At 52.1% G+C, this 21671-nt stretch carries 16 protein-coding genes; 4 read left to right on the top strand and 12 right to left on the bottom strand.

What is annotated here, in order from left to right:
* The 8 genes from B3D59_RS00060 to B3D59_RS00095 all read right to left on the bottom strand — a co-directional run.
* The coding region (locus B3D59_RS00060; RefSeq protein ID WP_286817048.1) for an NAD-dependent epimerase/dehydratase family protein at positions 1 to 601 on the bottom strand (601 nt) is incomplete at its 3' end.
* 46 nt (positions 602 to 647) lie between these two features.
* Positions 648 to 1367, bottom strand: coding sequence for a type II CAAX prenyl endopeptidase Rce1 family protein (locus B3D59_RS00065; RefSeq protein ID WP_286817049.1), 720 nt, complete (start codon positions 1365 to 1367; stop codon positions 648 to 650).
* Entirely contained in the window at positions 1364 to 3007 is a 1644-nt protein-coding gene (locus B3D59_RS00070; protein ID WP_286817050.1) for an AAA family ATPase, read from the bottom strand. The genes B3D59_RS00065 and B3D59_RS00070 overlap by 4 nt, the downstream gene beginning before the upstream one ends.
* On the bottom strand, positions 3008 to 4177 hold the full coding sequence (locus B3D59_RS00075; protein ID WP_286817051.1) for a hypothetical protein: 1170 nt from the start codon (positions 4175 to 4177) through the stop codon (positions 3008 to 3010).
* A gap of 221 nt (positions 4178 to 4398) precedes the next feature.
* Entirely contained in the window at positions 4399 to 10227 is a 5829-nt protein-coding gene (locus tag B3D59_RS00080; RefSeq protein ID WP_286817052.1) for a DEAD/DEAH box helicase, read from the bottom strand.
* Between the two features lie 5 nt (positions 10228 to 10232).
* Positions 10233 to 11501 (bottom strand): BREX system ATP-binding domain-containing protein, encoded by a 1269-nt coding sequence (locus B3D59_RS00085; RefSeq protein WP_286817053.1) that lies wholly within the window; start codon positions 11499 to 11501, stop codon positions 10233 to 10235.
* 16 nt (positions 11502 to 11517) lie between these two features.
* Positions 11518 to 12831 (bottom strand): BREX system ATP-binding domain-containing protein, encoded by a 1314-nt coding sequence (locus B3D59_RS00090; protein ID WP_286817054.1) that lies wholly within the window; start codon positions 12829 to 12831, stop codon positions 11518 to 11520.
* A gap of 14 nt (positions 12832 to 12845) precedes the next feature.
* Entirely contained in the window at positions 12846 to 13682 is an 837-nt protein-coding gene (locus tag B3D59_RS00095; RefSeq protein ID WP_286817055.1) for a hypothetical protein, read from the bottom strand.
* 160 nt (positions 13683 to 13842) lie between these two features.
* On the opposite strand from B3D59_RS00095, the gene B3D59_RS00100 reads away from it, so the two are divergent.
* Genes B3D59_RS00100 through B3D59_RS00115 form a run of 4 tightly spaced genes read left to right on the top strand, consistent with a single transcriptional unit; the run spans position 13843 to position 18302 of the window.
* Positions 13843 to 14487: an arylesterase gene (locus B3D59_RS00100; RefSeq protein ID WP_286817056.1), complete on the top strand. Its 645-nt coding sequence runs from the start codon at positions 13843 to 13845 to the stop codon at positions 14485 to 14487.
* Positions 14487 to 15149 (top strand): ABC transporter ATP-binding protein, encoded by a 663-nt coding sequence (locus tag B3D59_RS00105; protein ID WP_286817057.1) that lies wholly within the window; start codon positions 14487 to 14489, stop codon positions 15147 to 15149. The genes B3D59_RS00100 and B3D59_RS00105 overlap by 1 nt, the downstream gene beginning before the upstream one ends.
* A complete protein-coding gene (locus B3D59_RS00110) occupies positions 15149 to 17710 on the top strand; it encodes an ABC transporter permease (protein WP_286817058.1) in 2562 nt (853 codons plus the stop codon). Before B3D59_RS00105 ends, B3D59_RS00110 begins: the two co-directional genes overlap by 1 nt.
* A gap of 49 nt (positions 17711 to 17759) precedes the next feature.
* Positions 17760 to 18302 carry a hypothetical protein gene (locus tag B3D59_RS00115; RefSeq protein ID WP_286817059.1) on the top strand — a complete coding sequence of 181 codons (543 nt, stop codon included), beginning with the start codon at positions 17760 to 17762 and terminating at the stop codon, positions 18300 to 18302.
* 13 nt (positions 18303 to 18315) lie between these two features.
* On the opposite strand, the gene cutA is transcribed toward B3D59_RS00115, so the two are convergent.
* From cutA to B3D59_RS00135, 4 genes are all read right to left on the bottom strand, one after another.
* Positions 18316 to 18672, bottom strand: a complete 357-nt coding sequence (gene cutA / locus B3D59_RS00120; protein WP_286817060.1) for a divalent-cation tolerance protein CutA — start codon at positions 18670 to 18672, stop codon at positions 18316 to 18318.
* An 89-nt stretch (positions 18673 to 18761) separates the two neighbouring features.
* The gene (locus tag B3D59_RS00125; protein WP_286817061.1) at positions 18762 to 19457 is read right to left on the bottom strand and encodes a hypothetical protein; all 696 of its coding nucleotides are present in this window, start codon (positions 19455 to 19457) and stop codon (positions 18762 to 18764) included.
* Between the two features lie 12 nt (positions 19458 to 19469).
* Positions 19470 to 20366, bottom strand: a complete 897-nt coding sequence (locus B3D59_RS00130; RefSeq protein WP_286817062.1) for a hypothetical protein — start codon at positions 20364 to 20366, stop codon at positions 19470 to 19472.
* A 105-nt stretch (positions 20367 to 20471) separates the two neighbouring features.
* Positions 20472 to 21671: hypothetical protein (locus B3D59_RS00135; RefSeq protein WP_286817063.1), on the bottom strand; the 1200-nt coding region annotated here is incomplete at its 5' end.

Consider the following 21671-nt stretch of genomic DNA (forward strand, 5'->3'; position numbering starts at 1 on the left):
GGTCCTGGCGGCGGCCGAATACATTAAAATACCGAAGCCCGATGCTTTTAAACCCGTAGGTGGAAGCAAACACCCGGGCGTAGAGTTCATTGACCAGTTTTGTCACGGCATAGGGGGAAAGAGGATTGCCGATATTCTCCTCTTTTTTGGGAAGTGTTGGATGGTCTCCATAGGTGGAACTTGACGCAGCATATACAAACCGCTTTACACCTGCGTCCCGGGCGGCGGTCAGCATATTTAAAAAGCCTGTAATATTATTTTCATTGGTGGTCAAGGGATCGGCAACAGACCGGGGAACAGAGCCCAAAGCAGCCTGGTGAAGTACATAATCCTGCCCTTTGCAAACCGTCGCGCAGGTGCCGGCATGGGTGATATCCCCTTCAATAAAAAAAAATTTCTGCCATGCCTCAGGACCCACTGCTTCTTTGACCTGGTCCAGATTATGCTGAAATCCTGTGGAAAAATTATCCAGGCCGGTCACGGTCTGTCCTAAATTAAGCAGGGTTTCCAGAAGATTGGAGCCAATGAAGCCGGCGCATCCGGTGACCAGCCAGGAACGAGGATTCTCTTTTAAATTCTGTTGTATTAATGTGAAACGCATATGGATGTTCCTATATGTTTTATGGGTGTTGCTCGCAACCCCAGATTTACCACAACTCCCAATGCCCGAAGTAATAGACATAAAGGGCCAGCCCGATATTGGTTACCCCGTGGGCAACAATGCAGGAAATCAGATCTTTTCTCAATATCCACAAAAGGGCCATGAGTAAGCCGTAGGCGATCGCTGCAGGCCATTCGCCAACTATATGGCCCGCAGCAAAAATAGTCGTTGAAATCACAATGGCGTAAACACTCCACTGTCCGGGTGCCACATCAAAAAGAGTGGCATTATCCAGAGCTGCAGAAAAGGCATTGGGCGTTTTTTGTCTGCGCAGAAGATCCCATTGCAGGGTAACCCGGAAGACGAATCCGCGCATGAACAACTCTTCAAAAACCGGTACCACAAAACCCGCTGTCACAAGCCTTAGGTAAAATGCGAGATCAGACCAGGGGGCCCCATCCTTGGGGTTCGTAAAAGGGGCATATAAACCGCACCACACCACCAGCCCAAGGATTCCGAAAAGAATTCCCCACAAACAGGATGCCCATTTATTTTTAGGGCCGGTTAAAGGCGCATACCATTTCCAGGCCCAGATCAAAAGCCCGGGCACAATCACCAGCTTCATTATATATATGATTTCTTCGGGCAGCTTGTTATGCAGAACGGAAGAAAGCGCCACATACGCGAAATACGGTGCTGCATAGGGAATCAGCAGATCCATGTTTTTCCATTTTTCCCGGGAACAGGCCGTGTTGGATGTATTCACTGGAATTCAATCACCTCTATTTCAACCCTGCGGTTCATCATCCGGCCCCATGCCGTATCATCGCTTTCAATGAGGTCCTGTCCGCCTCTGCCCTGGATTTTCATCTGATAGCTTTTGACCCCAACCCCCAGAAGAAAACTTCTCACAATGTTGGCCCTGAATTCGGATAATTTTACATTATACGTGCCATTCTCCATACTATCCGTATATCCGGTAATGAGAATTTTTGAATCCGGATGAATAACCAGGGCTTTTGAAAGCGCTTCAAGCTTTTTAAGGTCTTTTTCAATAAGATCACTGCCGTTATACTTAAAGCGGACGGTAATTTTCTCCCTTGGAAGTAGAGCCGGGGGATTATTTGATTCAGGTGATAGCTCTGTTTCAGGGGGGGCAATGCCAAACATGAGTTCTTCGGGATTTTCAGTCTGGCCCTGGACTTTTTTTTCAACGACGGCCCTTGGATTGGGAGAAGCCGGGTTATCCGGGTGTTCAATATTCCGGACAACGGCCTGATTTTCCGGCTGGATAGTTTGATCTGTTTTTTGCTCTTGTATCAGTTCCTGGTTTTTATTGAATTGCTGTTTTACCTGGGAAAGCGTGGAAAAAAAATTGTCCGGGAACATAAAGTACCAGGCAAAAATAAAAAAGCAGATTAATATTACCAGATTTGCCCCTGGGAATCGCTGTTTTTGTGGTTGTGGAACTTGGGGGGGCGGCGGCTGCACAGGCGGATGGTGTTCAAAAGCCCGGGCAGAAAGGTTTTTCGGGGGATTGTTTTTATTTCCAGGGTAGGTGTCGGGTTCAAATGGCCCATTGATCTCACGGTTGCTGACATGGGCCGGAATTTTCAGTTCTTTTGCGCACTCCTTTACAATGCCTGCATCAATGATCCGCTGATCCTTTACGAATCCGGACAACAGGGAATGATCGCATAAGATATTGATGCGTCTTGGAAATCCGCCTGAATATAGAAAAATCTCCTGAACCGCATCCCGGTCAAACAGCCGCTCCTGTGTGCCTGCTACCTTGAGCCGGTGGCGGATATATTCATCCACCTCCTCCGGGGTCAAGGGGTTCAGGTTGTAGTTGAGGGTCATTCGCTGGAGGACCGCCCTGTTCTGGGGCCTGTTCAAAATTTCGTTGAATTCGTTTTGTCCGATGAAAAAAATATTTATCAGTTTTGCATCCGGCTTTTCAATATTTGACAGCAGGCGAATCTCTTCAAGCATTTCCTGGGTGAGCAGTTGGGCTTCGTCAATGATGAGCAGCACCTTTTTATTTTTTTCACTGGCGCTGAGAAGAAAGTTTTTAAAATGGGCAAGAAATGCACCCTTGGATGTAAATTCCCGGTCTATGCCGAAGGATGCGGCAATATAATTAAAAAAATCAAGTTTAATCAGGCTCGGATCCGGCACAGCGGTGTAGATGATATCCTGTTGCAGGCTCTGGATTAATGCGTTGATCAGGGATGTCTTGCCTGTTCCCACATCCCCGGTTAAAAGCAGGAACCCCTTGTTGTCCAGGATGCCGTATTTAAGTGTGGCAAGGGCTTCCTTGTGCTTTTCCCCAAACCACATAAATGCGGGATCGCAGCTGATCTGGAAGGGGGCGAACTTGAGATTGTAAAATTCATTGTACATTTATAAATTATGGAGATACTCCATATCCCTGGGCTGGGTATGTTTTGTTCCGATCACCACCACCTGGGTTTTGTTGGGATGATTCATAAAATAAAGCCTGCCTGTATATGCAAACAACACTTCAAAACAGCTGGCTTTGTGTTTTTTGCCAGAAAACACCTTCCGTTTCACAATTACCGATCCCGGGTCCCGGTCTAGCTGGTAAATTGTTTCTTCCGCTTTTATCTGCAACTCTTCGGTCAGGTTCATAAATCCGTCTAAGGCTTTTCTGCTCACGTCAACATTCTTGTACAGGGTTCCGAAACGTTTGGATATAAAATCAAACTCGCTTCGTCCTGATTTTGCAGCGCTTTTTCTTTGTTCATATTTTTCAAGGCTTGATTTGAGTTCATTGATCTCAACGTCCCGTCGCTTCTTTAATTCAATATATGTGTTGAGCCGGTCTTCAAGGCCGACGATCTCGTTAAACATTTCATCTTCATTGATCTTTGCCTTTTTTTGTTCCGACTGGTATTTTTTATCTAATTGTTTTATATGCTTAAACAGTTCCACCCGTTCGCTGTTCAGTTCTTCCACCAGCTTTTCATGACGTATCTCATCTTCTTTTAAATCCTGTTTCAAGTTGTGGATCAAGGCGTTTTTAGCGTCTCTTTCCTCTTCAGCTCTTTTGCTGCCCTGCCTATAAAACACAAAAAAGATTAAAAGAGACATCCCGGAATAAAGGGCAAAGATAAAGTTTGCAAGAAATGATCCGTGATCCAGATGCAGAACGGTATTCACCTTGAGTCCGGAATTAAGCATTGCAAAGTTTTTATCTGCAACCGCCTGGGCATCGGAGTACCCCAGTGAATCCTCCTCAAATTCGTCGGTTCCCACATAGATGGGATAAACAATTTTTCCCCGGCTGTCTGTCACCTGTACTTCCAGGTCAAGTTGCGCCATCCGGATCAGGGTGTCGCGGTTTAAAATGGCCTGGATATTTTTTGCTATCCGGTCTTCAATGGGTACCGATCCGTTTAAAAGGTCACTGGAATTTCCGATAAACCCGTTTTCTATTTTTGAAAGATATTTTTTTTCCAGATAGTCACGGCAGCCCGCAAGGGTAATCGTATACAAAATCGGGGTGATGACCAGGCAGAATACAACAACTTTAAAAGGAAAATATTTCATAGCGCCAAGATGTACTGCCCTGTTCCATCAGACAGCATCAACAGCCGGCTGAAGGAACGGTGATATCCTAGTAGCTTCCTTTTTTGAATATATTGGTTTCTCTTTTAGTGCCCATATTTTTTTCCTTCCACTTGTTGATAAGGTTAGGTAAGGATTCAAATCTGGAAATAATGGATTAAAGGGTACCTTCAAAAGCACAAAACCGCAAGATATTTTGGCTGTTATTCGACGGATATCTGTTGGGAAAAATGAAAAACCGCATTTTGTTCCCGGCAATGGGTCAGTAGTTGTTTGAAGCAGCAGTGTCTGGCCAGCAGGGCGTCTGAATCGGGAATGACCGAAAAAAAGGCCTGGCTGCCCATGATGACCAATTTTTTTCTGGCCCGGGTCATGGCTACATTGAGTCGGTTTGGGCTGTTTAAAAACTCGCTGGTCAGGTGATCCGGGTCCGAGGCGGTGAGGCCGAAGAGGATGATATCCCGCTCGGCACCCTGGATTCGTTCCACTGTGTCCACAAGGGGGAGGGGGGCAGGGGAATGATGTCCAAGGATTTTTCCCAGCCGTTGGAGGATGGCGTTGTTCTGGGCCCGGTGGGGGGTGATGATAGCCATCCGGTCCGGGGGGAGGCCGTGGCCCAGGATCAGGCGGCCGGTTAGGGCGGACATGAGATTCGCCTCCACATCCGATTGCTGGGCGCATCCCTGGTGATCCGTTAATACCAGCGTAACAGGTTGTTCCGGATTCAGGATGTCCCCGAGGATCGGGTCGTCCCCTGTTGGATTGTATTTCTCGTCCAGAGCATCCAAGTAGAGTCGTGCATTTTCCACCGAAGGGTCTGGGTAAAGCCGGTTGTGGTACCAGCTTTTGGATGGAAATGCGCAGAGCTCCTTGTTCATCCGGTAGGTGATGTCCAGGGTGACCTGGCAGTCTGTAGGATACAGGTCCCGCATATTAGAGAGAATAGAGCGGTTCAAGCGCAGTGCGTTTCCATTGTCATCAGGCTCATGGGAATCATAATTGCCCATGATAATGGGAGGAAGCTGGTGGACATCGCCCAGGAAGAGGAAATTTCCCCTGCCGTAGATGAGACTGAGCAGGGCCTGGGGAACTGGAACCTGGGAGGCTTCGTCAAAAATGATCCAGTCCAGGGCAATGGGAAAGCCTTTATCCTTGCTGTTGAACAGGGAATAAAATCCGTATCCGGTGGCACCTAAAATCAGCCAGGACCGGTTTGGCAGATCCCGGGCGTCCTTTGTAAATTCCACCTCCATGGCGGTGGAATCGTCAAGGTCGGGTGTGCCGGATGCCGGCGTGTTTTCCTCCCCCCATTTCACGCAGTGGCCCGGAAAATCCCCCGGCAGATATTGGTTGACCAGTTGGACCACTTTTTTTAATACCGTGTCAATGGCCTGGTGGGTCAGGGCGCTGATGCCGATGCGCAGGGGCTTGCCGGCTTCATGGGCTTCAAGGATCAGGGCAATGATGATCCATCCCAGCAAATGGGTTTTTCCCGTGCCGGGCGGGCCCTGGATCATGGCGGTACGGTATTGGAAGGGGAGCTTTAAAGCCTGCTGCTGGGAGCGGTTGAGGCTGTGGTTTTCCCGGGCCAGCCATTTTTCCACCCAGGTCGCAGATGCCGGTATCTGCCTTTCCCGGGCTGCCCCGGCCAGAAGCTGCTGGAGATGCAAATATCTGTTTTTTGAAAACAGGGTTTCAGATGCGTGGCGCAGTTTTTCCCGGTTCCAGTCATCCATATCTTCTTCAAGGGAGTAGTACAACGCTTTATTGAGATTTATCTTGCCGGACCGGGAAAGCAGCCCGATGTCACCGGCTTGGGTATCATATTCGACCATGACCACGGGAAAGCCGTTTTGCAGATCGGTCATGCCATGGGGCACCAGTTTAAGGAAATCCCCCTGGCGGAATTTGGCCGGCCGGGTCTGGTCTGTGGGCCTGAATATATTGATGAAGCGCCCGGAGTTGTCCAGCCGGGTCTGGTGAAATTTCAGGTACCCCAGGGACCTGAACCGCAGCATCCGTTCTTCCAGGGGCTGTTCCTGGAGCATCATGATATCTGCCTCTTTCAGGCGTTGTTCCTCCTGGATAAATGTTGTATACGGCCAGGCCTTTTTATCTCCATGACTGCGGGATGGCCATTCCCTGATCCACAGGCTTTGCAGCCGGGATATGGCGGTCTGGTAAAGCTCTGCCATGAGCGCCAGGCAATTTTTTACTTCGGCTGCGGCCTGGTTTATATCGCTGATGAATCCGTTGTTGTGGTGAAACAGGGTAGGTGGCGGTGCAGGCAGGGTCCTGCATTTGAAGATGCGGCCCAGGGTATATAGAGATGCTGTGCCCGGCGCGGGCATATAAAAATGAGCGGTCAGGACCTTTTGAATATCGGTCCAGGAGGAGGGTTGGGTTTGGTCGAGAAATTCACAGGATGCTCTTCGTGCCTCCCCGAGCCATTGATTCAGGGCTGCCGGTGTCTGGGGGCCGAAATGGAAAATATGGGGGCCCTGGCCCGCATGGATGCTCTCTTCCCACAACCGCGCCAATTGCCTTAAAAAGGTTTGTCGGACTGCCTGGTGCTCCTGGTTGGTTTCCATGCGCCATACATGTGATTCAACAATTGTACTGCCGTTTGTATCCAGAACCTGCCATCCCAGGACCCGGGGCAGGTTGTCCAGGGGATCTTTTTCCAGGTGGATGAAAATTGCCCGGGAGAGGTTGGCCGGGAAGCGGTGGGTCTTTTTTTTGTGGCAGCAGATGCGGCCGGTTAAAAAGGCATCACACCATCCCAATAATTTTTTCTGCTGTCCCGGGGAGAGGCGAAGGGTCTCTTTTTTAAGGGCTCCGGACAGCTGTTCAAGACTGGTGCTCTCCATCTGCTGCAGGGCAGCCAGTTCGCCTTTGGTTAATTTCGGCAGGAATCGTATCTCCTCATGGGCCAGGGCATGGTGGTAGCAGCCGGGGAATCCGGAACAGGCAGTGCAAAGGCTTTGAAGCCTGTAATCTGCATGGGCCGGCAGGCCGGAAAGCACATGGCCAAGGTGGTGCAGGAGCGTGGGCAGGGCCGCAAGGTATGGGATTAAATTAAATTCATGGATCTGATACGGTTCTGTTATCCGCACGTCACCCAATGGCGGCGGGGTAATGATGAATCCTTTGTGGGAGACCCGGGCAGGCAGGTTGCAGCGGTCAATAATTTGTTCCAGTGCCAGGGCATAAAAGGCCACCTGCCATTTATGGTGGTATCCTGGTTTTTGGCTGCGTTTGATATCCCCGGCTTCAATGATTGCCTGTCCGTCTCTGCCCGGGGAAAGTTTCAAAAGATCCGGGATGCCGATACCTGTGATATGGGGAAATTGATGGATGGGGGTTTCTGTCTTGAGATAGCACTGGGACAGCCAGATCGGCCGGGCGTTTTCCGGATCACTGCCAGCCAGTTGTTGGATTGTTTGTTTTAGCAGCTTAACTGACGAGATCCACCGGGGCTCGCCGGTGGCTGCCGGTTCCGACACAGCCAGGCGGTTCCCCTGTTGTTTAAGGGCAACTAGCACGGCCTGTTCATGTCGGACGCCCTGTTCCCGGACAAGGGCCATGACATCGTCCTCTTCTTTTACAGGATGGGCCAAGCCAAGGTATGAGAGACAGAATCTGCGATCACACTGGCCGTGGAAAATATAATCACTGACCATGGTGGCGGCCAGAGCGCGGGCGTCGGCCCGGTCTGGGGCCAGGCCGGGAGCCTGCCATACGGGGGATAAAAAGGGTGATGCTTTTGGCGTTTTTGCCGTCTGTTTTTCTTGGAACAAAAGCGCTGCTCCGGCTTCCATCTCAAAGCCTGGAGATTGCTCGACGGCCATGGGTAAAGGTTCGCACAGGTCTGCCATATCTCCGGAAACAATATCCGAACCCAGTTCAAGATACCGGGCAAAGGTATCGGCAACCCGTTGATCAAAGAGAAAATCCGCTACCTCTTCCACCATCTGTGGTCTGGGCAGGGTCCGCCAGAAAATACTCAGGGGAATCAGACTGCGCAGCACTTTGAAATGAGCGGAGACCCAGGTGTGGAAGGCCTTTTTTTCAACGGGCAGGTTCAGTTTTTGAAAGTCAATCCAGCGGTCGGATTCCACTCCGGTTTCGCTGGAGGCCACCTCCAGGTCCTCATCCTGGAAATGGTCCCGGATGGACCATTCCAACACCAGATTGCCGGCGGACCCCAGAAAGGTGCAAAAGTGAAATCTTGCCCGGGTCCCCGGAACCACCTCAATCCCGTTGGCCAGCGTCACCCGCTTCTCGAAATATGAGCATTCCCGGCGGAATAATTTCTGGGTCCGGGACATAAGGCCGCTGTCCCGGGGCAGGGTGCCGGTGCCCAGGATGCGCCCCATAGCCTGGGCCGTTTCCCAGGAGACATGTGCCCCCAGCCCTACCCATACCAGGGCCTTATCATCCTTTTTCATGGCCGGCCGGGCCGTGACCTTGCCGGGATCACCTTCATCAATCTTCAGGATTTTAAGGCGCCGGCCCGAAAGATAGACCCGATCCCCCACCTCCATCTGGTCAACAATGGATTGGGGGATGTCGGCAATGGATTCCATGTCCACTTCAAGGATGTATTCCTTTTCGCTTTCCGGAAAGTTTCCCCAGATTTTATACGCCATGAAATGGTTCCGGTACTGCCATCCGCCCCGGATCAGGCCGGGTCGCCCAGTCCGTTGATCGGTTCGTCTCAGCCAGCCCTTTTTTTCAAGGGCCTCGAAAATATCCGGCAGCAGGTGCTTGCGGTCCGGAAACAGGGCCTTCAGGGCGTTGAGGGAAATTTCTTTTTTTTCATATAGGCAGGAGATGACCTGCTGGCTCAACACACTGGGCAGAGCTTTGGGGGGCGGGGCCTCGATTTTTCCCCGGCGGCCCAGCTCCAGAAGGGCAAGAAAGCGGATTACCTGGTTGCCGGCGGATTCCCCGGTGGTGATGCCCCAGAAATTGATGGATTGCCCCCGGCGGTTGGCCCGGCCGATGCGCTGGAGAAAGGCCGACACCGAGCCCGGGGGCTCGTAAAGGAGCACCGCATCGACATCCCCCACATCAATGCCCAGCTCCAGGGTGGAGGTGGCAATGCACAGGGCATGGGGATTTTTCCGGAACCGGTCTTCCGCTTTTTTTCTTTCCTTTGCCTTGAGGTTGGAATAGTGCAGCTCGGTGACCTCCCTGAATACCCCGCTGCGCCGGACAATGGCGGAAAGCCGGTCGCAGGCCGACCGGCTGTTGCAGAACATAAGCATTTTTCGATATCCCCATTCCCGGTACAGATCATTGAGCAGGGCGGGCAGCTCGGTATCCTCTTTTTTCAGGTGAAGAAGCCGGGCCTGAATCTGCCGGTCCGCACCGGCCGAGATGGCCGTGGCCTCGGGCCTGAAATTGAAAAAATCCATGACATCTGGGATGTCGGCAATGGTGGCGGACATAGCAATTTTCTGTATGGGCGTGCCGGTTCTTCGTTCCAGGCGGGTGAACAGATAGGCCAGGTGTCGGCCCCGGTACTGGTGGACCAGGGGATGGACTTCGTCGATGATCACGGTGCCCACCCGGGCCAGAAAGGCTTTGAGGCCGGCATTGCCGCTGCCCAGCATCACATCCAGGGATTCCGGGGTGGTGAACATGATGTCCGGCCGCTGGGTTCCCCCCTTTTTGATGTCCCCGGTGCGGATGGCCAGGATCAGGCTCAACCGCTCGGTGATGATGCGCTCAAACCGGCGCATGAGGTCCTTGGCCAGGGCCCGGGTGGGAATGATGTATAAAACCCCGTGGGCACGACCAGAGGTGATGACCCGTTCCAGGGCCGGGGCCAGGACCGCCTCGCTTTTGCCCGAGCCGGTGGCTGCCTGGACGATGAGGTCCCGGCCTTCAAGGATGGGGGCGATGGCCTCGGTCTGGACCGGGCGCAGGCCGGCAAAGGTCCCGTAAAAAGGTCGGAAGGTGTTGGGGAGCCTTAAAAGGGGATCGGGCAGGAGGTCGGATGGCGGATCAGTGACCTGCAGCATGGGAATCAGCAGGGTATTTTCTGCTGTTCCAGATCCAGCTGGTTGACCAACAGCCTCAATTTCATCCTGGATTCGGCCCCTTTGTTTTGGGAGAGAATCTGCATCATTTCCTTGGATAGTTCAGTGGATCGTCCAGCGGCTTCCGGCTTCCACCCGTAGGCTCGTCCGTGGAGGATTTTAAGCTTGTCCGATAGTGTCTCCCATTCACCTGAAGACAAGTCCTGAAGAGAATGGATATTGATCCCTTTCCAGGCCTTGTGGTAATTGCGGGCAAAGCAGGGGATGTCGTCGGTCGGCTGGTCGGTTTTCCGGCGTCCGCCGGGTCTGCGGGTCCGGTCCCAGGGTTCGGTTTCAACCAGGGTGAAAAAATCATGGGTAAAGGCAAATACCGGAAAAAATCCCTGTGCGGGTTTTTCCGGGCAGAAAATCTCATGGAGCAGATCATAGCTTTTGCTGCGGCTGGTGATGCGGGTCTGGCCGATGGATTCCCCTTCGTCAAAGAGCAGGACCCATCCCCCGTATCCCATATCCTTGAACAACCGGGCCAGTCCTTTTATCATGGCCAGATATTCCTTGGATTCATGGCAGGCCAGGGAGCGGCCTTTGTAAAACGCCACTTCCCGGTAATGGAAGACCGCGCCAAGCTTGTGCGCCGGGATCTCTTTGCCCATGAGGGCATTTTTCAGGGCCCAGGAAAAGGATCGGGGCTGAAACCGGGCATGTTTTTTTAAGTTTAGCTTGCTGGCCGCAATATCCATGTTCTTGTTGGCCATGGCAGCCAGGATGGCCCGGAATCGGTGGGGCATGCCGCCGGGAATAAAATCGTTGATGGATTTATCTTTGTTTTCCGGCCGGGCCAGCCATTGGGCGGCTGTTTCCTTCCACAGCGTTGCCAGGCTGGTTTCCCCATTGGGAAAGACCATGGCCCCCATCAGGGCCCGGTAAACCGCTTTGAAGTCGTGGAAGGGTATCTGCCGTGGGTCCAGGTTAATATAGCTGACCACAAAATTATTTTCCAGGGCCCGCTGTTTTAAATAGGTGAGGCTGTGTGATTTGCCCTGGCCGTATGCGCCGCAGATGCAGAGGTGGTGAGAGGTTCCCTTGTTCAGGGCTGCAGCCCCCCGGTCAAAGAGCTGGTTGAGCTTTTCTTCCCCGGAGGTGAGCCATTGAACCCCCATGGGATCGAACAGGCCCTCCCTGAGGCGCTCCACGGCCCTGCGGAGATGGAAATTTTTAGTGCCATTCATCTTCTCGTTAAATGCCTTTTCATCCATGGTGTTCATCCCGATTTTAAGAATCCCAGATGGGTTCCATCTGTTTCATCTTTTCCGCTTCCATCTCTTTCCGGGTCTCGACCATTTGCCGGGCCATGTCCATCTCCTCCGGTGACTGGCCCTGTTCGGCCAGATCCAAAACGCCGATGAGCTGTTTAATGAAAAGCCGCACCTCGCTGATGACCCCCATTTTTTTCTGATTGATGCAGATATCTTCGATAATCTTGTCCGTAACCAATTCTTGCGGTGACCAGCGGTAGGCGATGCCGTGCAGAGAGAGCAGGCACCGGCCCAGGTCCACCAGTTCTTCGGTTTGAAGCGGTGTCTGGTGAATATCCACAAGGACGCCCCGGTAGTTGAGGCGTTTGGCGTCACCCATTGATGTCCCGATGGACCGCACCCGGCTCCACAAGGCATCGTAGGATTTAAATCCTTTTTCCGATACCAGTACGTCCGGGATGATGGAAAAAAAGATGTGAAGGTATTGGGCGGTCTCGCTGTTGTCGATGAAAAGGCGGACATTCTCGTAAGCGGCATTGCGCACCGATGCACCCATGGCCACCACCGTCTCCATTTCGTCCATGAGCAGGATTAAGCCCTGGTGCCCGAACCGCCGTAAAAACAGGATCAGGGAATTCATCAGCTGTCGGGCATTGGTCTTGGTCAGGTATTCATAAACCTGGAAAGGCTTGAGTTCCCGTTTGGTCACTTTGCCGCCGTCAAACCAGTGCATGAGAATTTCCCGGTTTGCCTTTCGGGTCTCCTCATTCTCCCCTTCTTCCATGGGAGCAAACCGGTTGCTCACTATGGCGGCCAGTGCATTGGCAAAGTTGATATCCATGTCCGGGATCTCCCTGAGTTCTTCGGCCAGAGCCGTACATTTTTCTGTGGCGGCCCCTGCCTTGACGTCTATGAATTCCGGTGACAGTGAGTCCAGCCAGGCGGTCAGCAGATTCCGGATGCCCATGCCGTTAAAATTGCCCTGGAGCTGCCGGACAATCGACTGGTAAACGGTTTCAAATTTGTGGATGGGCACATCCCGGGTAAGGACCACAAAAGAGACGGCAAATCCTTTTTCCATGGCCAAGAGACGGACTACGGACATGAAATGGGTTTTGCCGTCTCCGTAATCCCCGCTGATGAACCGCACCTTGGCCCCGCCTTGGGCAATGTAATTTCCCAGGTCGTCTTCGATATAAGAGAGCCATTTCTGCCGACCCACGGTAAATACCGGCACATATTCCACAGGCACACTGCCCTTGCGCAGCTCTTCGATAATGGATCTGGCCTGGAAGGGTTCGAGTTCTTTGAGGGCGTCCAATGATATCATGGCCGGGAGATCCTTTAAAGTTTATGAAAAGAGATGGCTGTGATCTGGCGCAGTTCCCCCTGGGTGTCCAGGAGCCACAGGGCCTTGTTCCGCCCCGGGGTGAGCTGGAGTTCGTACCCTTGGGACGTGCCTCCGATGCCTGCCTGGCAGTACCGCCATAGGTCCACGGAAAATTGGTCCAGGCTGTAGCCTTTGAATTTTCCCTTGTCCATATCCTGGAAAAAGGTTTTGGACTGCATATCGATCACATAGGCCAGGTAAAATTGTTGCATGGGAACGGGATGGCCGGCGGACAGATCTTCTTTTTCAAGGAGTTTCAGGTAGACCCTGCACAGGGAATCAATGAATTCCCGGGGATCATAGGGCGTATCATACAATTGCTTCTTGAGCCGGACCACCATGGCCATGATCCGCCTGGGATCAATGGATTTGAGCACCTTTTTGTTGATTTTCGTGGCGCGGCTGGCAAAATCAATCTCCCCGGTGATGCCCTTTAAGACCGTGAATCTGGGAAAATCCATCTCCATTTCAAGACCGGCTTCTTCGCATTGCCGGGTCAGGTCTTCGATAAGATCCATGCGGTACTGCTCAACCTTTTCATCGGCATAGGCTCCCAGGGTTTCAAATACCGGGGCGCAGCTTTTCAACGTGTCGTCCTCGCATATATCCCTGGCCAGTTTGCTTTTAAGCAGTTCATCCAGTTGGAGAAAGTCATCCCTTTCCGCACACCGGATGCACTGTTTGATCAAATCGGCTTTTTTTTCTTTCTGGTTGAGGTCCCGCTGAAAGGGCTGGAGGATCTCTTTTAAATCCTTTTGAACATCCTCAAGAAATTCGTTGGTTTCCGGCATTTGACTCCTCGTTTATTTTTAAAATTTTAATTGACCTGTTTTTTACACCGATGCCGGAAAAATTTCAATGGTTAAGAAATAGCATCAGCTGGACTGATGACTTTGGATATGGCATCATTGCTGAATTGAAGATCCCTGGTTTTGTCTGGAGAAGGTAAGTATGAAAAAACGATATGTAACAGTCCTGCTGGTTTTAATGGTCTGGGGTGGTTTTATGCCGGGTATTTTTCCGTCAGCATGGGGAAGTCCAAAAATAAAAATCCTGTTCCTGGGGGATTCCATTACCGCCGGATACGGGGTTGCCCAGGAGGAGTCCTATCCGGCCTTGTTGGGGCAGAAACTTGAATCGTTCGGGATTCATCATGTTGAGATCATCAACGGCAGCATCAGCGGTTCGACTACGGCCAGTGCCCTTTCCCGGCTTAAATGGTTCCGGAAAGCATCTCCTGATCTTCTGGTACTGGCCCTGGGGGCCAATGACGGCTTAAGGGGCCTGTCCGTGGAAAATATGGAAGAGAACCTGGGCAGGGCTATTTCATTTGCAAAAAACAGCAACATGGATGTCATCCTGGCCGGCATGCAGATTCCCCCCAATTACGGGCCGGAATATGCCGATGATTTCAAACAGGTTTTTATCACATTGGCCGATCTCCACGGAATTGTTCTGATTCCTTTTCTCCTGGACGGGGTAGGGGGCAGGGCGAATATGAACCAGCCCGACGGGATTCATCCTAACCGGGAAGGGCATCAGCAGATCGCAAAAACCGTATTCCCTTTTATTTTAAAACAGATTCAGGAGCCGTGATGGGGCTGGAAATTAATCATCTTTGCAAGTCTTTTTATTCTCCGGGAACCGGTATGATCCAGGTTCTCAATGATGTGAACCTCCAGGTCAGGCCCGGCCGGACCTATGCCGTCGTCGGCCAGTCCGGGTCCGGCAAGACCACCCTTTTGTCCCTGATTGCCGGTCTGGACAGCGCGGACAGCGGTGATATCATCCTGGACGGCGAAAACCTCTCCTTCATGAATGAAGACCGGCTGGCCCGCTTCCGGGCAGAGAAAATCGGGATTATTTTCCAGCAGTTCCACCTTATGCCCCATTTGACGGCACAGGAGAACATCAGTCTGCCTTTGGAAATCCTCAAGGCTCCGGACATTGAAAAACAAACCCGTGCCATGCTGGAAATGGTTGATCTCACCCACCGGCGTCACCACCTGCCCGGCACCTTGTCCGGCGGAGAATGCCAGCGGGTGGCCATTGCCCGTGCCTTGATCATCAAACCCTCCCTGATCCTGGCCGACGAACCCACAGGTAATCTGGATACGGTCACCGGCGAAACAGTGGCTGATCTGCTGTTTAATCTGGTGGAAACCGAAAACAAAAGCCTGATCCTGGTGACCCATAATCCTTCCCTGGCCGGCCGTTGCCGCAGTACATTCACCCTTGAACGGGGGGTGCTGTCCTGATGTTTTGGATACGGACGGCGTTCAGGGAATTGATCACCCACAAGGGGTTTTCCCTGTTTTTCATCCTGAACCTGGCCCTGGGACTGGCCGGGTTTATCGCCATTCAGTCCTTCCGGGAGTCGCTGGATCGCCACATGGATGACAATCTCAAAGAAATTCTCACCGCCGACCTGGTGCTGATTTCCTATGATTCCCTGACACCGCAGGAAATGCAGCAGGCAGACCGGATACTGGCCGGATACCTGGATAAGGCGCGGATGGTCACGTTTTTTTCCATGGCCCGGGGAGATGACCGCTCCAGGTTGGTCAGGGTTATGGCCATGGACGGGGCCTACCCCCTGTACGGCGCATTCACGTTTGAAGGCGAGACCGGTTCAAAAGATATTCAGGGCAACCCCGGGCTGTTTATGACCCGGGACACGGCCCGGGCCCTTGGGATCAAGACCGATGCCCACCGTGGAAAAGCGGTGAAGCTGGGAGAAAAAAACTTTCTGATCCGGGACTTTTTCAAGGATGATCCGGACAAGAACCTGACCGGCTTTGAACTGGCCCCCAAGGTTTATATGGGCCTGGACCAGCTGGACGGGACCGGGTTGATCCGGTTTGGCAGCCGGGTCCGGTATATGTATTACTATCGATTCGAACCCGGAGTAAATCTGGAAGGAAAAATCCGTGACATCAAACAGCATTTTTATGATCCGGTCCGGAATCAGCCCCGGCTTAATGTCCATGATGCCCGGGACGTCAACCAGCGGCTGGGGAGTCTCAGCCGGTATTTTACCCGGTACATGGGCCTGGTCAGTATCATTGCACTGTTCCTGGCCGGCATGGTGGCGGCCTATCTTTTCAGGGGATTTTTAACTTTGAAATCAAAGGAAATGGCCATTTTGATGACCGTGGGGGCGGCCCGTAAACATATTTATTTTTATGTGAGCTGCCAACTCATGTTCCTGGGCATACTTTCAGCCATCCTGGCGGTGATGGTTTCCATGGTGCTTCTGCCGGTTTTTCCCGTGATTTTCAAGGACCTGATTCCGGCTCATCTGAACCTGAGGGTCTCCTTTGAAACCCTGGCTGCTGCCCTGGCTGTGGGTATAGCCGGCAGTCTGGTGTTTTGTCTGCCCCTGTTTGTCACGATTTTCAGTATCCGTCCCCTGACCCTGCTTCAGGAGAATTCCGTGACAGCCCGGTTCTCAAAACGCAAAATCCTGTGGCAGGCATTGTCATTTGTGCCGGTCATCGCAGCGCTTTTCCTGATGTCAGTGATGGTGTCCGGGACCATGGCCGACGGAACCCTGTTTGCCGGCGGGTTTATCCTGGCTTTGGGCATGTTTTCCCTGGTCGGCAGCCTGGTGTTTTGGGGATGCCGTTTTCCGGCTGCGTCACGGCAGATCCCGGTGAAGATTGCTTTCCGCAACCTGTTCCGCAACAAGTGGTCGTCCCTGTCCTGTTTTGTCACCATTGCCATGGGCGTGTTTCTGATTGCCATTGTCCCCCAGGTCCGCAAAGGCCTGGAAACCGAGATTATCCGCCCAAAAGGATTGAAAATCCCGGTATTGTTCCTGGCCGATATCCAGGAAGAGCAAAAAACGCCCCTGATCCGGTTCATGGAAACGCAGCAAGGAGAGCTGACCCGGATTTCCCCCATGGTGCGGGGACGAATCAAGGCCGTGAACCACCAGCCCTTTTACGGGCCGAGTGATAGATCCGATAAAAGGGCCAGGGGCCGGCGGCTGGAGTTTATTTTTTCTTTTCGCAAAACCCTTGATGCGTCCGAAAAGGTGGTCCAGGGACGGCCCATCTCCCAAACCCCATGGGAATTCGGCAGCAACACACCTTTTGAAATTTCCATGGAACGCTCCTTTGCCGACCGCCATGAAATAAAGATCGGTGACGCGCTGGAAGTGGATATCCAGGGGATTTCCCTGACCGGGAAAGTGGTCAACTTGCGCCAGGTAAAATGGGCCAGCTTCCAGCCCAATTTTTTCATGCTGTTCCAGGACGGGGTGCTCAACGATGCGCCCAAAACCTATGTGGCCAGCATCTCCAACCTGGCCCACTCCCGCCGCCATGAACTAAAAAATAGAATTGTAGACCGGTTTTCCAATATTTCGGTCATTGATGTGACCCAGACAGCCCAGACCATCCTGGGTGTGACCGACCGCCTCTCCCTGTCCGTGAAATTCATGGCCTGGCTGGCCATTGCCGCGGGACTTTTATCCATATTTTCTATTTCCCGGCACCAGGCCTTTAAAAACCGGAACCAGATCAACCTGCTCAAGGTCCTGGGTACGGGTTTTAACACCCTGGGGCTCATTACCCTGCTGGAGTCGGGGTTTATCGGGTTTTCGGCAGGAATTACGGCCTTGTGCCTGAGTGTCGCGGTCTCCTTTGGGATCTCCTGGTATTTTTTTGACAGCCTGTGGCAGCTGGACGGGGGAACCCTTTTCCTGATCCTGTGTCTCTCAACGGTGACCTGCATGGCTACCGGCCTTGGGGCGGCATGGCAGGTCATGAAGGCCCGGCCGGTTCAGCTGCTGGGACAAGGGTACTCAAAATAGTGTCTGAGCGTAACTAATTGGAACTTTTATATAAAAAGGATAATAAGAAATGACGACGGCATGTGTAAGAAAAGTATTGCCCAATGTTAAGGATTTTAAAACGTTCTGGAAAAAACAAGGTCCTTTTCGGTACGCACTGACAAGCAAGGAGTATCCACCTGTGCTGCTGGAACCCGAAGAGTGGATATTTGGCCAAGATAAACAGGCGGTTCTTAAAGAGCTGATGCAGTTCTCCCGTATGAAGATGTTCTTTGCACCGGCCCCGTTCAACCCGGACAATAAAAATATCCTGCGTCCTGATGATATCTGTGCCTGGAAGATTGTCCATTTTCCGGAACCCTGGAATGCCATGATATGCGACGGGTTCCTGCCCGAAGGCCAGCTTACCCGGGCTGTGGTGGATGAGTGCTTGAGGCTGGGCCTTGCCGAGGATGAATCAGGTATTGAACAGGCTTTTTTCAGTCTGCTGGAAAGGCAGCTGGATTGTATGGGCTATGTATGGCTGCCGCCCCGGGGGAACGCAAAAACCGCCTTTATTCATGAATACCTGGAGGAGTGGCTCAAGGATGAGGAAGAGGGCGGGCTATTGTAGTGTTTTGTAAGTATCAATCTTGTTTTGCATGCCATTCGTTATCCGCTACCGACACAGGGCCCACTTGTGCCCTGATCCAGTCCAGAAATGCGTTATTTCCGTCAAGTACATCCAATCCAACGATACAGGGACAATCATAGCTATGCATGCCCTTCACCGCCTCCACCAGGTCAGGCAAACAATCCGCACGGGTTTTTGCAATCATCACCACCTCGCGCTCTTCTTGAAGGGTCCCTTTCCATTCATAAACCGAACGCATACCGTCAATGATGTTTACACAGGCGGCCAACCGCCGTTGAACCAATGTTTTTGCTATTTGTGACGCTTCGTCCATATTTCCGGCTGTCATGTATACAAATCTGATTTCCATCCGTTCCTCCATTTAGTAATTGGCGGTATCCAAATAATTGAAGACCTGATCCTGCTGCTCGTGTTTCTTCAACGTTTTATCTGCGGTCCTTACGGGGTTATTGCCTGGACAACCATCGGGTCCGAAATCCGTCCGGCCTGGGTTCGTAAACGGTCGGTAACAGCGGATGTCTTTGGAATTTGCCGTGCATAGGCGATGTAGCAGTCACGATACTGGTCGAGTGCGCGGCGCAACAATTGCTGGTTGCGTTGCCGGGCGAGAAATGCCTGTTTCTCCGCAAGATGGCTTTCGTATGCGGTGCGGACCTTGACGTCTGCAATTGTCTCTGGTGTCTGCCCGTCGATGACGTCCGGATGTTCGAAGGGAAAGATTGCACCCGCGTCCCAGTCCCCATCTATCGCACCCTCGGCGCCCACCCAGACATCAATCCAGGTCTCAAAGACCGAAAACATACCCTCGGCAACCTTCTCCGCCGGGAAACTGTCGGCCGGATAGCGCATGTATTCTGTGATTAGACCCATTAGGTCAAGCGTCTGGTCGCCGTTGGTCGGGTCATAGCTGGTCAGCGCTTGCTCCGTTATCCGAGCGGCCACAGCAAAGGTAGCCGTGGGTTGGTAGTTCGGGCATCCGCCGATCCGGGTTGCGGCGGCCGTCAGTACAGCGATGTACTCAGTCGGCGTCAAACGCTGCTGGTCCACAGCTTGCACAAATGCCTCGGCATTGACAAGCGACATGGAGAGGCACAGCATTGCTATTTCGTGTATGAGATCGGTGTAGTAAGTCATCAGTTCCTCCAATCAGGGAACGGTGCGTTGTTTATTGCGATTGCCTTTGGATACTTTCAGGTTGCGACTCGACGCAGTGTAGGTCATAAGGTGGTTCAGGGTATCGAAGACAATTTGGCCGTTCGTTCCACCCCCGCGAACCTGAGCTCGCCAGGGAATCGGCCAGAGGAATCTTCCATCTGTGGTACCTCCAGCTGGAAACCTTGACAATGGCTGAATGTTAGTAGAGACCGTATCCGGGGCACTTAACACTGTTCCATCGCTACCGACTGTTGATGAGAAAGCCACCCAAGAACCAGTATCCCTATGCTGTACCTCCGGACGATATGCCAGGGGACCTGATGATGTCGACGTGTATACGCCTTCACGCATTTCACAGTTATAAAACGATACGTTTTGGGGCATCATGGTTGGAGAGGCTTGAAAACCCACGTTGATGGTCGTTGAAGTTATCTGAGAGATGTCACGTTCGGGGAAAAAATCTGCCATCAGTTCCTCCGGTGTGAGCTTGGGGTACGCATCCTTGTGGAAAGCACTGTCAAGGTCGAGGATCAGCTTGATCCCACTGCGCTTGGAAAACTCCGTTTCCAAGACCTGCGCAAGGGATGCCCAGATCCCGTCCGGAGGCCTCAACAATCGCGCACATGCCCGTGGAAGCGACACATAGTAAATCTGTTCGAATAGCGGATCCTTGTGCGAGTACACTCCATAGACCGTTGCTGCCGCCGCAAAGGCCCTTGTTGTTGCTTGGTCGATCAGCCCTAACCGGTCACACTCTGTGCAGATCTCTGCAGCCACGATAGCAAGCTGTGAATCCGTCAGGTCATCAACATAGGCTGTACGTTCTGTGCCAAGCCAGTTCGCCAACTCGGCTTCGAACCGGCGGCGGAGATTTTCCCAGCTCTTCAAGTTGCTTAGACGAAATAATTAACATGTTTTAGCATGCTCCCGACCGACATCTTCGGATGAATTGCCCAATAACAAGTATAAATTCTGTATCAATAAAAAAACAAATTAACAATCATTTTGTGCATTTTGTGCCCGTGTTATCAAGTCTTTCCCAAGCAGATCCTGACTATTTCCCCCGGCCAGGGATTTTATCCGGCCGGGCTTTGGCGGAAATTCCCAGAATCCGTTAATGCCGCAGGTCTGGAGCATTGATGATAGATTGCTTTTGTCCAGATGTCGCTGCAGGGAGCTGACCATGAGAGGAACCTGGTCTGCTGGATAGAGCTCTCTGATTTCACGGGCAAGGTCGTTGACCCGCATTTGTCTGATAAAAAAATCCGTTATGATTGCGAGCGGCTTTTCACTTAAAATGAATTCGAATGCCTCCTGGGGGCCGAAAAAGGTCCGGGCGCAGAATCCGCATCCGTGAATGAGGCTGGAAAAGAGATCCAGATAGGGTGCTGATTGATGAATCACTACAATTACCGGGCGGTCTATCTGTGTTCGTTTATCTCTGATCCGGGCAAATTTCTTGGCGGTTGCGGTCTGTTTTCGTTTTTCAAGAATGCTGATCCAGGTGTCAATCGTTCTGACCGGCGCAGAAGATTCCAGATAGTTTGAACTGATATATGAAAAGGTATCCGAGGCCATCAACCCTTCTATGAGCCGGGGCGCGCATGTATCCAGAATAGTCGTGGCCACCGTTTCGCCCACTTTGGTGCCGGATTCGATTTTTTTTCTAATTTCAGCAATTACATAATCCGAACAGTGTCTGTCCAAGGCCCTGATGGCTGCTATGCTCACAAAAACAGCCGGATCTGTGACCGCCTTTACAATGGGCGCGGTGGATTCAAATTCCGGGTAATGTGACAGGGCAGTATACAAAAAAAAGCGGACCGAATTTTTAAGATCTTTCTCTTCGGTAAGGGTCAAAAGATCTCCCAACGATTCCTGGGGAATGGTCCTTGCAATGAGCCTTAACAAGTTCTCCAGCAGATCGGGGGTCTGATTTTCCAGATTGTCATGCAGTGCATGGGCCACTTCAGGTCCTTTGTCTCCAAAGTAATCAAAGGCCTTTAAGCGGTCTTTAATTATAGGGGAAACCAGCAGCCGGACATTGGGGTCCTCAGGGGGCTGGCAGGGTGGTGCTGGTTTGGCCGGCTTGGATTGCCTGGATAGTTGGGGCAGTTGAGACGGCTTTGCCTTTTCCCGGGGCTGGGACGCAGGCGGTGTTTTTTGTTTACCCTTTAAAAAAGTAAGGGCATC

It is taken from the genome of Desulfobacter sp. UBA2225, from assembly GCF_002348205.1.
Classification (GTDB): domain Bacteria; phylum Desulfobacterota; class Desulfobacteria; order Desulfobacterales; family Desulfobacteraceae; genus Desulfobacter; species Desulfobacter postgatei.

Coding starts and splice junctions, on each gene's coding strand:
- B3D59_RS00070 (WP_286817050.1), bottom strand. CDS start 3,007: ATGTACAATGAATTTTACAATCTCAAGTTCGCCCCCTTCCAGATCAGC.
- B3D59_RS00075 (WP_286817051.1), bottom strand. CDS start 4,177: ATGAAATATTTTCCTTTTAAAGTTGTTGTATTCTGCCTGGTCATCACC.
- B3D59_RS00080 (WP_286817052.1), bottom strand. CDS start 10,227: ATGCTGCAGGTCACTGATCCGCCATCCGACCTCCTGCCCGATCCCCTT.
- B3D59_RS00085 (WP_286817053.1), bottom strand. CDS start 11,501: ATGGATGAAAAGGCATTTAACGAGAAGATGAATGGCACTAAAAATTTC.
- B3D59_RS00090 (WP_286817054.1), bottom strand. CDS start 12,831: ATGATATCATTGGACGCCCTCAAAGAACTCGAACCCTTCCAGGCCAGA.
- B3D59_RS00095 (WP_286817055.1), bottom strand. CDS start 13,682: ATGCCGGAAACCAACGAATTTCTTGAGGATGTTCAAAAGGATTTAAAA.
- B3D59_RS00100 (WP_286817056.1), top strand. CDS start 13,843: ATGAAAAAACGATATGTAACAGTCCTGCTGGTTTTAATGGTCTGGGGT.
- B3D59_RS00105 (WP_286817057.1), top strand. CDS start 14,487: ATGGGGCTGGAAATTAATCATCTTTGCAAGTCTTTTTATTCTCCGGGA.
- B3D59_RS00110 (WP_286817058.1), top strand. CDS start 15,149: ATGTTTTGGATACGGACGGCGTTCAGGGAATTGATCACCCACAAGGGG.
- B3D59_RS00115 (WP_286817059.1), top strand. CDS start 17,760: ATGACGACGGCATGTGTAAGAAAAGTATTGCCCAATGTTAAGGATTTT.
- cutA (WP_286817060.1), bottom strand. CDS start 18,672: ATGGAAATCAGATTTGTATACATGACAGCCGGAAATATGGACGAAGCG.
- B3D59_RS00125 (WP_286817061.1), bottom strand. CDS start 19,457: ATGACTTACTACACCGATCTCATACACGAAATAGCAATGCTGTGCCTC.